Annotated in this window: 15 protein-coding genes; 1 reads left to right on the top strand and 14 read right to left on the bottom strand. The window is 67.2% G+C overall.

Annotated features, from left to right (window positions below; all coding sequences use genetic code 11):
* Positions 1-11: 11 nt before the first annotated feature.
* The 9 genes from FB548_RS12320 to rlmD all read right to left on the bottom strand — a co-directional run bounded on the left by FB548_RS12320 (position 12) and on the right by rlmD (position 8152).
* Complete coding sequence (locus FB548_RS12320; protein WP_142125090.1) at positions 12-518, bottom strand: L,D-transpeptidase family protein; 507 nt, start codon at positions 516-518, stop codon at positions 12-14.
* A complete protein-coding gene (locus tag FB548_RS12315; RefSeq protein WP_142125089.1) occupies positions 515-2143 on the bottom strand; it encodes an acyl-CoA dehydrogenase family protein in 1629 nt (542 codons plus the stop codon). The genes FB548_RS12320 and FB548_RS12315 overlap by 4 nt, the downstream gene beginning before the upstream one ends.
* 88 nt (positions 2144-2231) lie before the next feature.
* Positions 2232-3467, bottom strand: coding sequence for an NAD(P)/FAD-dependent oxidoreductase (locus FB548_RS12310; RefSeq protein WP_142125088.1), 1236 nt, complete (start codon positions 3465-3467; stop codon positions 2232-2234).
* Between the two features lie 95 nt (positions 3468-3562).
* Complete coding sequence (locus FB548_RS12305) at positions 3563-3769, bottom strand: cold-shock protein (RefSeq protein ID WP_055942196.1); 207 nt, start codon at positions 3767-3769, stop codon at positions 3563-3565.
* 91 nt (positions 3770-3860) lie between these two features.
* Positions 3861-4607 (bottom strand): S-methyl-5'-thioinosine phosphorylase, encoded by a 747-nt coding sequence (locus FB548_RS12300; protein ID WP_142125087.1) that lies wholly within the window; start codon positions 4605-4607, stop codon positions 3861-3863.
* 2 nt (positions 4608-4609) lie between these two features.
* Positions 4610-5179, bottom strand: coding sequence for a hypoxanthine-guanine phosphoribosyltransferase (locus FB548_RS12295; protein ID WP_142125457.1), 570 nt, complete (start codon positions 5177-5179; stop codon positions 4610-4612).
* Positions 5179-6186: a beta-N-acetylhexosaminidase gene (gene nagZ, locus FB548_RS12290; protein WP_142125086.1), complete on the bottom strand. Its 1008-nt coding sequence runs from the start codon at positions 6184-6186 to the stop codon at positions 5179-5181. The genes FB548_RS12295 and nagZ overlap by 1 nt, the downstream gene beginning before the upstream one ends.
* Positions 6187-6196: 10 nt before the next feature.
* A complete protein-coding gene (locus FB548_RS12285; RefSeq protein ID WP_142125085.1) occupies positions 6197-6715 on the bottom strand; it encodes a CYTH domain-containing protein in 519 nt (172 codons plus the stop codon).
* Between the two features lie 93 nt (positions 6716-6808).
* Positions 6809-8152, bottom strand: coding sequence for a 23S rRNA (uracil(1939)-C(5))-methyltransferase RlmD (rlmD, locus tag FB548_RS12280; RefSeq protein ID WP_142125084.1), 1344 nt, complete (start codon positions 8150-8152; stop codon positions 6809-6811).
* A gap of 100 nt (positions 8153-8252) precedes the next feature.
* On the opposite strand from rlmD, the gene FB548_RS12275 reads away from it, so the two are divergent.
* Positions 8253-8957, top strand: a complete 705-nt coding sequence (locus FB548_RS12275) for a response regulator (protein WP_142125083.1) — start codon at positions 8253-8255, stop codon at positions 8955-8957.
* A gap of 5 nt (positions 8958-8962) precedes the next feature.
* On the opposite strand, the gene recO is transcribed toward FB548_RS12275, so the two are convergent.
* The 5 genes from recO to lepB are packed head-to-tail and all read right to left on the bottom strand — an operon-like array spanning position 8963 to position 12554.
* Positions 8963-9706, bottom strand: a complete 744-nt coding sequence (recO, locus tag FB548_RS12270) for a DNA repair protein RecO (RefSeq protein WP_142125082.1) — start codon at positions 9704-9706, stop codon at positions 8963-8965.
* Positions 9707-9722: 16 nt separating this feature from the next.
* Positions 9723-10661 (bottom strand): GTPase Era, encoded by a 939-nt coding sequence (era, locus tag FB548_RS12265; RefSeq protein ID WP_142125081.1) that lies wholly within the window; start codon positions 10659-10661, stop codon positions 9723-9725.
* Positions 10662-10671: 10 nt separating this feature from the next.
* Complete coding sequence (gene rnc / locus FB548_RS12260; protein ID WP_142125080.1) at positions 10672-11334, bottom strand: ribonuclease III; 663 nt, start codon at positions 11332-11334, stop codon at positions 10672-10674.
* A gap of 4 nt (positions 11335-11338) precedes the next feature.
* A complete protein-coding gene (locus tag FB548_RS12255; RefSeq protein WP_142125079.1) occupies positions 11339-11716 on the bottom strand; it encodes a DUF4845 domain-containing protein in 378 nt (125 codons plus the stop codon).
* A gap of 37 nt (positions 11717-11753) precedes the next feature.
* Positions 11754-12554: a signal peptidase I gene (gene lepB / locus FB548_RS12250; protein ID WP_142125078.1), complete on the bottom strand. Its 801-nt coding sequence runs from the start codon at positions 12552-12554 to the stop codon at positions 11754-11756.
* Positions 12555-12633: the final 79 nt, after the last annotated feature.

The following is a 12633-nucleotide window of genomic DNA, read 5'->3' as shown; positions in this document are numbered from 1 at the left end:
CAATGCGCCCGTCAGGGTTCGATGCTGATCGGCGTACCCACCGGCACGCGCTGCCAGATCGCTTCCATTTCCGTGTTGGTCACGGCGATGCAGCCCTCCGTCCAGTCCACGCGCGAGCCCGGCGGCGTGGCGCCATGGATCATGATGTCGCCGCCCGGATCGACGCCACGTGCAAGCGCCTGTCGACGGTCGGCCGCATCCGGATAGGAAATGCGCAACGACAGATGGAAGCGGCTGCGTCCGTTGCGGTAGGTGATGCGGTAATCGCCTTCCGGCGTGCGCTGGTCGCCCTGCTCGCGCTTGTGCCCCACCGGTGCGCCCCCCAGGACGATGCGATACGTGGCGATGGTGCGCCCACCGCGCAACAGCGCCATGCGGCGCTGCGCCTTGTGGACACGGATCGCGTCGGCCTGCTGCGCAGCGGGCAGCAAGGGCGGCGGCCAATCCCCGTGTTCGCGCGCCTGAGACGACGGGCCCAACACAGCCAGCAACGCGAACATCCAGCGCCAGGCGCTCATGCCGGCAATGCCCGCGCCAGCAAAGGCGTTGCGTCCACCTCCGCCGGAAGCGTGCCGAACGCCAGGCCATGCTCCCCGCCCAACCGGCTGCGGATGAACAGGGGCGCGGCCGGACTGCCCGCCCGCAGCAGCACCGACGCCTGCAGCGCAAGCGCCAGACGCTCCACCAGCAGGCGTGCACCGGCTTCGCGGGCGGCCGCCAGGTCGACACGCAGGCGATCAACGAACGCATCGAACGTCGCATCATGCCCGGACGCGGCGGCCAGTTCGTCGCCCACCGCCTGCACGGTCTCGGGTTCGCGTGCGAAGGCGCGCAGTACGTCGAGGCACTGGATGTTGCCGCTGCCTTCCCAGATCGAGTTCAACGGCGCCTGCCGGTACAGCCGCGGCAGGATCGATTCCTCCACATAGCCGGCACCGCCCAGGCATTCCTGCGCCTCGTTGACGAACGCGGGCGCGCGCTTGCAGAGCCAGTATTTTCCGGCGGCCGTGGCAATGCGCGCGAAGGCAGCCTCGCGTGGATCGCGCGACGCCGCATCCACCGCGCGCGCCACCCGCAGCGCGAAGGTGGTCGCCGCCTCGGACTCCAGCGCGAGGTCGGCCAGCACGTTGCGCATCAGGGCGTGTTCCACAAGCGGCTTGCCGAACGTGCGGCGATGGCGCGCATGATGCACTGCCTGCGCCAGCGCCATCCGCATCTCGGCGGACGACCCCAGCATGCAGTCGAGCCGGGTCAGCATCACCATCTCGATGATGGTGGCCACACCGCGTCCTTCGTCGCCGACACGCCATGCCCGCGCGCCGGTGAATTCCACTTCGCTCGACGCATTCGCCCAGTCGCCCAGCTTGTCCTTCAGCCGCATCAGTCGGAATGCGTTCTTCGCACTGTCTTCCCGTCGGCGCGGCATCAGGAAGCACGTCAGCCCATCCGGCGCCTGTGCCAGCACCAGGAAGCCATCGCACATCGGCGCGGAGAAGAACCACTTGTGCCCGACCAGCGTGTAGGTGCCGTCGGCGTCCGGCGTGGCGGTGGTGGCGTTCGCCCGCACGTCGGAACCACCCTGCTTTTCGGTCATGCCCATGCCCAGCGTGATGCCGGCCTTGCCGGCAATGGGCACGTCGCGCGGATCGTAGTGCGGCGCGGCCGCCTTCGCCGCCCATTCGCGCAGCGCAGGCTCGCGCTGCAGGACGGGGACGGCCGCATGCGTCATCGTCAGGGGACAGCTGGTGCCCGCTTCCGCCTGGTGATGCAGATAACTCAACGCAGCGCGCGCGACGTGTGCGCCGGGCAACGGCTCGTGCCACGACAGGCCGGCGACACCGTGCGTCTTCGCCGCCTCCATCAGCTGGTGATAGGCGGGGTGGAATTCCACCATGTCGATGCGATGGCCATGCTGGTCATGGGTGCGCAAGCGGGGCCGGTCCCGGTTCGCATCGAAGCCAAGACGGTAGAGCGCGTCGCCCGCCAGCGCGCCATAGGTCGCCAGCCGTGGAGCGAACGCTCCCGCGCCATCACGCATCACGCACTCGCGCAACACGATGTCGTCCGCCCACAGGTCGCGAGGCGCGAAGGGAGGTGGCTGGTTTTCCACGGAATGCGTTTCGAACGGAGAAAGTTCGCTCATCGTAGGTTCCCGTTGCACGCCACGATTCTCGCGCAATTCAGCGTGGCGCGTGGATGCGTTGCGGGCCCTGCCACTGATTGCGATGCCCCTACACTGAGGGGGAGAGGTCGCGAAGTGTCTCGAGGAACGCCGGCTGCAGCTCCAGCTTGCGGAAGAAGCCGTGCTGCGTGCCGCTCAGCACCCGCAGCATGTGCCCGCGCCCACCCGGCAGCCGGCCCATCGGGAGGAATGCCAGATCGCGGGCATGCGCGATGAGGTCGCGGTCGGACTGGAAGATCGGGGTCAGCCAGCGGCTCCAGAACTGGTAGACGCCGACATGCGCCACGCGTTCGCGCTGATACGCCTCCAGCGCCGCCGGGACATCGCCCTGCACGCGCAGCGCGTCGCGCAGGGTCATCGCGTCCATCAGTGCCATGTTGACGCCCTGGCCCAACTGCGGACTCATGCCATGCGCGGCGTCCCCGATCACGACGAGGCGGTCCCGGTACCACTGCCGCAGGGTTACGTCGCGATAGCTGGCGCGCGCGAGTTGGTCGGCGTCCACGGTGTCGGCCAGGCAGGCGTCGGCCTCGGGCCACAGGCCTGCCACTTCCTCGCGCCATGCCGGCAGACCGCGCGCGCGCCAGGCATCGAAGTCGCTGACGGGCAGACTCCAGAAGAAGCTCAACCGCGGCGTTCCATCACCGGGCCGCGTGCCCACCGGCAGCAACCCGATCATCTTGCGTGCAGCCACGTAACGCTGGCGCAGCTCGTCGTTCCAGCGCCAATCGCCCTGTGGCACCAGTCGCCACAACGCGCCCCACGGATAGACGGCCTCGCGCTTCACGGCTCCGGTGGCCACGCGAAGCCGCGAAGCCGAACCGTCGGCGCTCACCACCAGGTCGAACGGGCCATGCCAGCGACCATGCTGGTCGCGCACGCGGCGCGTATCGTCGCTGACGGCCTCGATGGCGTGACCACGATGGATCTCGCCCTGCCCCGCCCATGCCTCCGCCAGCAGCGTGAACAACGCTCCGCGCTGCATGCCCAGCCCGAACAAGCGCGCGTCCAGCCCGGCATAGCGCATGTCCATCACCGCGCGACCGCAGGGCGTTTCGCCATACAGGCGATTGACCCGCCGGCCATGCGCCAGCACATCGGGCAGCAGGCCCAATTCCCACAGCACCTGCAGTCCGGTCGGTTGCAGCAGGAAGCCCGCGCCGACCGGCCCCAGTGTTTCCGCCTGTTCGAAGACCTCCACGCGGTGGCCGTCGCGCGACAGCAGCAGCGCCGCGGCCTGGCCGGCGGTGCCGTAACCGACGATGGCGATATGCAGGGAGTTCATCGAATGCGGCGTCTCTTTCCTGCCGGAGCGCGATGGGCCGGAATGCAGGCGTTAAAAAACCCCGCCGGAGCGGGGTTCAAGAAAATCGTCTTGGATCAGGCTGCCGGCGTGATGTTGGACGCCTGTGCACCCTTCGGGCCCTGGGTCAGCTCGTAACTGACGCGCTGGCCTTCCTGCAGGCTGCGGAAGCCCTTGCTGTTGATGGCGGTGTGGTGCGCAAAGACATCGGCGCTGCCATCTTCTGGCGCGATGAATCCGAAGCCCTTGGCATCGTTGAACCATTTCACGGTACCGTACGGCATAGCGCTTGTATTTCCTTTTCTGGATGCGGGTGGAATGTGTGGCGGTGACGCCGCACACGCCGAGTATGCAAAGGCCGGCGCGCGTTGACAATCACCCTCGCGCCAACGCGGCCACCAGGGCCGGGATCCCGGCCGATGCAGCAGCCACGTTCGCCAGCACCTCGTCCATCGTGATTTCCTCGTCGGTGCCGCAACCCGCCGCCCAGTTGGCGACGATGGCCAGACAGGCGTATTCCAGGCCCATTTCCCGTGCCAGACCGGCTTCGGGCATGCCGGTCATGCCGACCAGATCGCAGCCATCGTGGCGCATCCGGCGTATCTCGGCGCGGGTCTCCAGACGCGGTCCCTGCGTGGCCCCGTAACAGCCGCCATCCACCAGATCCACGCCGGCCTCGCGGGCCGCGGAAAGGATCTGCTGGCGAAGTAAATGCGTGTACGGATCACCGAAGTCGACGTGCAGCACCTCGCTGCCGGGCTCCTCGCAGATCGTCGAGATCCGGCCCCAGGTGTAGTCGATCAGCTGGTCGGGGCACGCCAGTACACGCGGACCGCAGGCATCGGTGATGCCGCCGACGGTATTCAGCGCCAGCACCCGGGTGGCGCCAAGGTCCTTCAGCACCTGCAGGTTGGCGCGGTAGTTGACCCGATGCGGCGGCACCGAATGGCCCTCGCCGTGGCGGGCGAGGAACGCCACGCGCCGCCCGTCCAGCGTGCCGATGCGGACAGGACCCGATGGCGCGCCGAAGCGCGTATGCAGCTCTTTCGTCTCCACGTCATGCAGGTCGGCGAGCCTGTAGACGCCGGTGCCGCCGATGACGGCAAGCGCGATGTCGGCCATGGTCAGTCCTTCAGCGCGTAGATGCCCGGCAGGTTGCGCCCCTGCTCGTGGTAGTCCATGCCGAAGCCGAACACATAGCGGTCCGCGACCTCCAGGCCCACATAGTCCGCGCAGATGCCCGGCACGCAACGATCATGCTGCTTGGTGGTCAGCGCAGCGATCCGCACGTCGGTGGCGCCCTGCTCCAGGCACCACTGTTTCACTGCCAGCAGCGTATGGCCTTCGTCGAGGATGTCGTCCACCAGCAGCACACGGCGACCGTAGAGCGCAGTCGCGGGGCGGTGCTTCCATACCAGTTCCCCGCCCGTGGTCTCGCCGCGATAACGGGTGGCGTGCAGGTAGTCGAACTCCAGGTCCAGCCCCAGCGCGCCCAGTTCCAGCGACAGCTGCCCGGCGAAGGGAAGCGCGCCATGCATGATGGTCAGGTAGACCGGTACCTCGCCCGCGTAGTCGCGCGCGATCGGCGCGGCCATCGTGGTGATGGCGCGGTCTATCGTCGCGCGGTCGACCAGCAGGTCGGCATTGGCCAGTGCGTCGGCCAGCTTCGGCGTCGGATTGCCCAGCGATTCCATCATGCAACTCCCTTGAGACTGTCGAGCACGCGCGCCTGGGTGTCGCCATAGCGTGCATCCGCGATCAGGCCGTCCCACCCCAGTGCGCCACGGCCCAGTACGCCGAGCACGGCGGCGGTATTCAGTGCGCGGCCTTCCACCGCCTTCAGCGACTCGTCCACCAGCTTGGGCGAACACACCAGCACCACGTCGCATCCCGCGTCCAGGTGATCATGGATGCGTTGTTTCACGCCGCCCGCCGAGAATGCCGCGGCCATGCCGATGTCGTCCGAGAACACCACACCTCGGAAACCCATCTCGTCGCGCAGGATCTTCTGGATCCAGAACGGCGAGTAGCCCGCCGGTTCCGGTGCCACCGCCGGATACTTCACGTGCCCCATCATCACCGCGTCGGCCTTGGCCTCGATGCCGGCGACGAACGGAACCAGGTCCTCAGCCCGCAGCACGTCCAGACTGCGCGGATCGACGGCGTCATCGAAGTGGGTGTCTTCCAGCACCGTGCCATGGCCTGGGAAGTGCTTCAGCGTGGCCGCCATGCCGGCCGCGTGCATGCCGCGGATGTACGCGCGCGTGAACTCGGCCACGATCTGCGGATCGGCGTCGAAAGCGCGATTGCCGATGGCGCGGTTGCCACGCGCAAGGTCCACCACGGGCGCAAAGCTCAGGTCCACGCCACTGGCGAGGATCTCGCTGGCCATCAGCCACGCATGTTCCTCGGCTCGCTGCAGGGCCAGTTGCGGTTCCCGCGCATAGAGTTTGCCGAAGCCTTCCAGCGCCGGCAGATCGCTGTAGCCGTCGCGGAAGCGCTGCACGCGCCCGCCTTCCTGGTCCACGCAGACCAGTTGCGGACGAGGCGCGGCGGCACGGATGGCCTGCGACAGTTCCGCCACCTGCGCACGCGAGGCGAAGTTGCGGGTGAACAGGATGACGCCTGCGACGGCGTCGTGTTGCAGCCAATCGCGTTCCTGAGCGGTGAGTTCTGTGCCGGCGATGCCGATGACGAGCATTGGGTGTTCCTCAGGGAATATCGGTGGCGGCGCGTTCTTCGTCGGACCATTGCCCGTATGGACGCGACGCCAGGGCGAGATTGTAATAGCGGGCGGTGTCGGTGACCTGTTTGCCGGTCCAGGCAGGTTTCACGAAGTCTTCATCGGCACGGTCGAGTTCGATTTCCGCAACCACCAGCCCCGCGTTGTCGCCCACGAACTCGTCGACTTCCCACAGGTGGCCTTCGTGTCGCACGTAGTGCCGGCGCTTGTCGATCACGCCACCCACGCACAGCGCCAGCAGCGCGCGGGCGTCGGCAACGGGGATGGCGTAGTCGAATTCCTGCCGGGTGGCGCCCAGCTCGCGCGATTTCAGATTGAGGAAGGCGGCCTCGCCCTGGATGCGCACGCGTACCGAGGCCTTCTGTTCGCCGCGATCCATCGCCGCCATGTCGTTGATGTAGCCCTGCGCCATCGGCACGACCTCGTGCGCGGCATCGCGCCAGACATCGCCGGTGACCAGGAATTTGCGTTCGATTTCGAGAGGCATGTGGTTGGTGATTCGTGATTGGATTCAGGATGGCGGCGAGCTTTTGGATTCGGAACAGTGCAGGATCGGCTCTTGCGAGTCACCAATCACGAATCACCGCCTTTCAAACAGCGCGATGCTCTCCACATGCGCCGTGTGCGGGAACATGTCCATCACGCCGGCCGACACCAGCGTGTAGCCCTGCTCATTGACCAGGTAACCCGCGTCGCGTGCCAGCGAGCCGGGATGGCAGCTGACGTAGACGATGCGGTCGAACTGCCTGAGTGGCAACTGCTGCAGCACCTCGATGGCACCGGAACGCGGCGGATCGAGCAGCAGCTTGTCGAAGCCCTGGCGCATCCACGGCGTGCCGCGCTGGTCCTGGGTGAGGTCAGCGGCGTGGAAATGTGCGTTGTCCAGCCCGTTGCGGGCGGCATTGTCGCGCGCACGCACGACAAGACCCGCCTCGCCTTCCACGCCCACGACCTCGCCCACCAGGCGCGCCATCGGCAGGGTGAAGTTGCCAAGCCCGCAGAACAGGTCGAGCACACGGTCCTGCGGCTGCGGGTCGAGCAGTTCGAAGGTCCGCGCGATCATCTTCTCGTTGAGCGCCGCGTTCACCTGGATGAAATCCAGCGGGCGGAATGCCAGCGATACGTCCCAGGGCGCCAGCGCAAACGCCAGTTGCGGCGCCTCAGGCCACAAGGCATGCACGCTCTCCAGTCCGCCCGGCTGCAGGAAGATCGCGAAACGGGTGGCCTGGCCGAACGCTGCCAGCTTCCCGCGGTCGCCCTCGCTCAGCGGCAACAGGTGGCGGAACACCAGCGCGATGCCACTGAAGTCCGCACCGGCGTCGCCCGCGATGAACTCGATCTGCGGGATGTGCTCGCGTGCGTCGAGGCTTTCGACCAGCCCGGCCAGTGCGGTGATCTTCGTGCCGATCCCCGGGATGACGGTGTGGCATTCGGACAGGTCGGCGACAAAGCGCGGATCCTGTTCGCGGAACCCCACCAGCGTCTTGTCTTTCTTGTTGACCCGGCGCACTGAGAAGCGGCCCTTGCGGCGGTAACCCCAGGCGGCACCGGTCAGTGGCGGCAGCACCGCCCGTGGCGTGACGTGGCCGATGCGCTCCAGGTTCTCCAGCAGCACGCGCTGCTTGGCCTGGATCTGCCGGGCCTCGTCCAGGTGCTGCAATACGCAGCCACCGCACGTCCCGAAATGAGGACAGCGCGGCGTGACGCGGTCGGGCGACGCTTCCAGCACATCGAGTGCTTTCGCTTCGTCGAAATGGCGGTTCTTCGCCGTCTGTTCGGCCATCACCCGCTCGCCCGGCAATGCGCCGGAGACGAACACGGCCTTGCCATCGCGGCGGGCGACGCCCCGTCCGTCGTGGGTCAGGTCGGTGATGGTGGCTTCGAAGGGGGTCTTGTCGATGCGGGGGGAGCGGGTGCGTGCCACGTGGCGTCAGGCTGCGTGTGTTGGCGGGGCCGCATTGTCGCATGGGCGCCGCCCGCCCCCGCCGACGCTAAGATGGGACCAGTCCGCAGGATGCCCGACCATGACCCTCACCGACGGCACGATGCCGACGCTCCTGCTGGTGGAAGACGACCCCATCAGTGCCGAGTTCCTGTCGGCCGCCCTGTCCGCGCTGCCCGCACGCGTGGAGCGCGCGGCGGACTGCGCGCAGGCGCTGGCATTTCCGCTCGCCTTCGACGCGTGGCTGATCGACGCCAACCTGCCCGATGGCACCGGAGCGACGCTGCTGCAACGCCTGCGCGCGGGCCATCCGTCCACGCCCGCTCTCGCGCATACGGCCGATGCGACGCCTGAGACACGCGAACGGCTGGTCCAGGCCGGATTTGCCGATGTGCTGGTCAAGCCGCTCTCGGCACAGGCGCTGCAACGCGCGGTGCGCAATGCGCTGGCAGGCGGCACCGGCATCCCGTCGACACAGGCGCTTCCCGACTGGGACGAAGCCGCCGCACTCGCAGCACTCGCAGGCAATCGCGAACATGCCACGCTGCTCCGGGAATTGTTCCTGTCCGAGTTGCCCACGGCGACCGCTGCCTGCCTGGAGGCATTCACCCACGCGGATGAAGCAGCGTTGCGTGCCCAGTTGCACAGGTTGCAGGCCAGCTGCGGCTTCGCCGGTGCCTGTGCGCTGGCCGGCATCGCAGGCCGCTGGCACGCCGCTCCGAGCAATGCGGCGCTGCGCGACGCCTTTGCAGACGCGAGCAGGCGCCTGCTGTCGCCGACGGATTGACGCCGTCAGTCCGTCGTGGCGCCGCGTTGTTTCAGCCGCCCCAGGTCACCGATCATTTCCCAGGATTTCAGCCCCCTCGGACCGAGGTGGTGCGCCAGTACCGAACGCATCGGCAACCGCAGGCTGGCGAGGTCCTCGGGCGAAGGCGTTGCATCCTCGGCCAAGGCGAGCAACGCGCGGCCGGTGGCCGCCTGGCTTCTCTCCCCGTGACCACGGTCGCTGAGCAGGCGACGCGGGCCGTGCTCCGGATCGAGCAGGTAGCGCGCCGCCGGGTCCACAGGCTCGCCATCGCCATCCACATCCAGCGCGAAGCCGACACCCAGTGCGTCCAGCAGGTCGCGTTCGAACCGTCGCAGCGACCACGCCAGTCCGTCACGCAACCGCAGCCGTTCGCGGGCCTGTGCATAGGCGTCGAAGAGCTCGGGCAGCGGGTCGTGTCGCGGCACCAGCCGCAGTACGAGTTCACTGAGATAGAACGCGGCCAGCATGGCGTCACCGGCGGGCTGTGGTGCCGCGTCCAGCGCCTCCGCGCTCACCAGCCGCGCCAATTCGCCGCGCAGGTCGCAATCGAGCCGGATGTGTTGCAGCGGCTGCAGCGCGGCACGCAGGACATGCTTCTTCGGCCCCTGCACGCCCCGCGCGACCAAGCCCAGGCGTCCCTGATCCCGGCCCAGCACTTCGACCAGCAGGCTGGTCTCGCGCCAGGGACGCGCATGCAGGACGAAGGCGTTCTCGCCGGTGATGCGCATTCAGGCCCGCGCGGGCTCACTCATACCCGAAGGCCTTGAGTGCCTTCTCGTCGTCCGACCAGCCCTCGCGCACACGCACCCAGGTTTCAAGGAACACCTTGCGGCCGAACAGATGCTCCATCTGCTGGCGCGACTTGCTGCCGATCTCCTTCAGGCGCGCGCCGCCCTTGCCGATCACGATGGCCTTCTGGCTTTCGCGCTCCACCCAGATCACCGCACCGATGCGGGCCAGCTCGCCTTTGGGTGAATCTTCGGTGGTGAAGTTCTCGATTTCGACGGTGGTGGCGTACGGCAGCTCTGCACCCAGCTGGCGCATCAACTGCTCGCGCACCAGTTCGGCCGCGAGGAAACGCTCGCTGCGGTCGGTGATCTCGTCTTCGCCGAACATCGGTGGCTGCTCCGGCAGTAGCGCCAGGATGTCCTTCACCAACGCGTCCAGGCCATTGCGTTTCAGCGCGGATACCGGATGCACCGCCGCGAACTCGCGGCCCTGCCCGACCTCGGCCAGGAATGGCAGCATCGCCGCCTTTTCCTTGATCCGGTCGACCTTGTTGACCACCAGCACCACAGGAATGCCCGCATCACGCAACACGTTGTAAGCGAGGGTGTCCTCCTCGTCCCAGCGGCCCGCTTCGACCACCATCAAGGCCGCCTCGACCTCTTCCAGCGCGCCACGGGCGGCCCGGTTCATCACTCGGCTCATCGCTGACGCCGAGAACTTGCCCTGCTGCTTGTGCAGGCCGGGGGTATCGACCAGCGCGATCTGGCCTGCGGGCCGGTCCTTGCCCGCCGCGAAGGTCGCAATGCCGAGCAGCCGGTGCCGCGTGGTCTGCGGACGGTTGGAGGTGATGCTGACCTTGGCACCGACCAGCGCATTGGTCAGCGTGGACTTGCCCACGTTGGGACGACCGATGACGGCAACACTGCCGCTGCGGTAGGAGGAGGAATCGCTCACCGGGGGGTACTCACTTCGAAATGTCGAGCTTGTCGAGCAGTGCCGCCGCGGCGACCTGCTCGGCGTTGCGGCGCGAGGTGCCCTCGCCGTCCGCCGCAAGGGGCGGGTCCAGCGTGGTGCAACGCGCGAGGAAGAGTTTGGCGTGGTCGTCGCCGCTTTCCGAGACCAGTTCGTAGACCGGCAGCGGACGCTGGCGCCCCTGCAGCCATTCCTGCAGCCGCGTCTTGGCGTCCTTCTCCGGTCGGCCGACCGGCAGCGCCGCCAGCGATTCCTCGAACCACGGCAGCACCACGGCCCGGCAGGCATCGAATCCGGCATCGAGATAGACCGCCGCCACGACCGCCTCCAGCGCGTCGGCGAGGATGGAATCGCGACGATGACCACCGGACTTCATTTCACCCGGTCCCATGGTCAGGCGCTCGCCCAGTTGCAGGTGCCGCGCGATGGTGGCCAACGAAGCCTCGCGCACCAGTTCGGCGCGCGCGCGGGTCAGCGCGCCTTCGTCCGCCTTGGGCCAGCGCAGGAACAGGGTTTCCGCCACCAGCAGATTGACCACGCTGTCGCCCAGGAACTCCAGCCGCTCGTTGTGGGGAGCTCCCGCGCTGCGATGCGTCAGGGCCTGCGCAAGCAGGCCCTGGTCGGCGAACGCATGGCCGATGCGATCAACCGCCAAATCCCTATTCCGCGCCGCGACGCGTCATCGCCTGCTCGGCGGCGAAGTTGCCGACCACATCGAGGTTGCCGACCAGCGGGCGGCGCACTTCATAAGCGACCTTCATATTCCAGCCGCCCTCCATCCGCTCGATCTTCACGTGCGAAGGCTTGATGTTGGTCGCGTAGTTGATGTCGAGGCGACGGAAGAACAGTTCATGGATCCGGGCCGGATCCATGTCCGCCACGCCCGCCTCGTTGGCCAGTCCCTTCATCGAGGACTTGACCGCGTAGTACTCCTGGTACATCGGGAACAGTCGCATGGCGATGTAGGCGGCGAAGCCCACCACGGCCAGCACCATCAGAAAGCTCATCAATGTCATGCCGCTTTGCTTGCGCTTCATTGCCATTCCCCCGTGCTTCCCCGTTAGCGTTGAAAGATCACTCGATGCCGTTGCCGATACGCGAGGCATCGAAGCCATTCTTGCAGAACCAGCCCTCGCAGTTCAGCCAGACCAGGAAGGCCTTGCCGCGCAGGTTCTGTTCCGGCAGGAAATGGGTCTGCGTCCAGAACCGGCTGTCCTCGCTATTATCACGATTGTCGCCCATGACGAAATAATGCCCGGGCGGAACCACCCATTCGCCCTGCCCCTCCGGACGCGCGCTGTCCAGCCATTCCAGCACCGTATGGGGCCGTCCCGGCAGCTTTTCCTTCAATAGTGCGGCCCCGGTCTCACCGGCACCGCTGCCCTTGCCCACGTAATCGCCCAGCTTCTCGTAGGTCAGCGGCTGGCCGTTGATCGACACGGTGTCCCCATGGAACCCGATCTTGTCGCCCGGCAGGCCGATCACGCGCTTGATCCAATTGTTCTGGGGGTCGTGCGGCGGCTTGAACACCACCACGTCGCCGCGGGCCGGTTCGCCGAGGGCCAGGAACTTCTGGTTGGTGATGGGCAGGCGCAGGCCGTAGGAGAACTTGTTGACCAGGATGAAGTCGCCGATCAGCAGGTTCGGCATCATCGAACTGGACGGGATCTTGTACGGCTCGGCGATGAAGCTGCGCAGCACCAGCACCACGGCCAGCACCGGGAAGAACGCACGCGAGTAGTCCACCAGCACCGGCTCTTCGTCCAGCAATCCGCTCCGGGCGCGCCGGCGCTTGGCCAGGAACAGCTTGTCCGCCAGCCATACCAGGCCGGTCAGCAGCGTCAGTACCACGAGGATCGTTTCAAACCAGACCATACACACTCCGTTGGATGACCCCTCTCCCACCGGGAGAGGGGTTGGGATAAGGGTACGGCGAAGTCCACGCCCACGGCTT

It is taken from the genome of Pseudoxanthomonas sp. 3HH-4 (genome assembly GCF_006716465.1).
Classification (GTDB): domain Bacteria; phylum Pseudomonadota; class Gammaproteobacteria; order Xanthomonadales; family Xanthomonadaceae; genus Pseudoxanthomonas_A.
This window is presented reverse-complemented; position numbering and strand designations above follow the sequence as displayed.

Excerpts from the sequence above, each read along its gene's own strand:
- FB548_RS12320 (WP_142125090.1), bottom strand. The coding sequence starts at position 518 with ATGAGCGCCTGGCGCTGGATGTTCGCGTTGCTGGCTGTGTTGGGCCCG.
- FB548_RS12315 (WP_142125089.1), bottom strand. The coding sequence starts at position 2,143 with ATGAGCGAACTTTCTCCGTTCGAAACGCATTCCGTGGAAAACCAGCCA.
- FB548_RS12310 (WP_142125088.1), bottom strand. The coding sequence starts at position 3,467 with ATGAACTCCCTGCATATCGCCATCGTCGGTTACGGCACCGCCGGCCAG.
- FB548_RS12305 (WP_055942196.1), bottom strand. The coding sequence starts at position 3,769 with ATGCCGTACGGTACCGTGAAATGGTTCAACGATGCCAAGGGCTTCGGA.
- FB548_RS12300 (WP_142125087.1), bottom strand. The coding sequence starts at position 4,607 with ATGGCCGACATCGCGCTTGCCGTCATCGGCGGCACCGGCGTCTACAGG.
- FB548_RS12295 (WP_142125457.1), bottom strand. The coding sequence starts at position 5,179 with ATGGAATCGCTGGGCAATCCGACGCCGAAGCTGGCCGACGCACTGGCC.
- nagZ (WP_142125086.1), bottom strand. The coding sequence starts at position 6,186 with ATGCTCGTCATCGGCATCGCCGGCACAGAACTCACCGCTCAGGAACGC.
- FB548_RS12285 (WP_142125085.1), bottom strand. The coding sequence starts at position 6,715 with ATGCCTCTCGAAATCGAACGCAAATTCCTGGTCACCGGCGATGTCTGG.
- FB548_RS12275 (WP_142125083.1), top strand. The coding sequence starts at position 8,253 with ATGACCCTCACCGACGGCACGATGCCGACGCTCCTGCTGGTGGAAGAC.
- recO (WP_142125082.1), bottom strand. The coding sequence starts at position 9,706 with ATGCGCATCACCGGCGAGAACGCCTTCGTCCTGCATGCGCGTCCCTGG.
- FB548_RS12255 (WP_142125079.1), bottom strand. The coding sequence starts at position 11,716 with ATGAAGCGCAAGCAAAGCGGCATGACATTGATGAGCTTTCTGATGGTG.
- lepB (WP_142125078.1), bottom strand. The coding sequence starts at position 12,554 with ATGGTCTGGTTTGAAACGATCCTCGTGGTACTGACGCTGCTGACCGGC.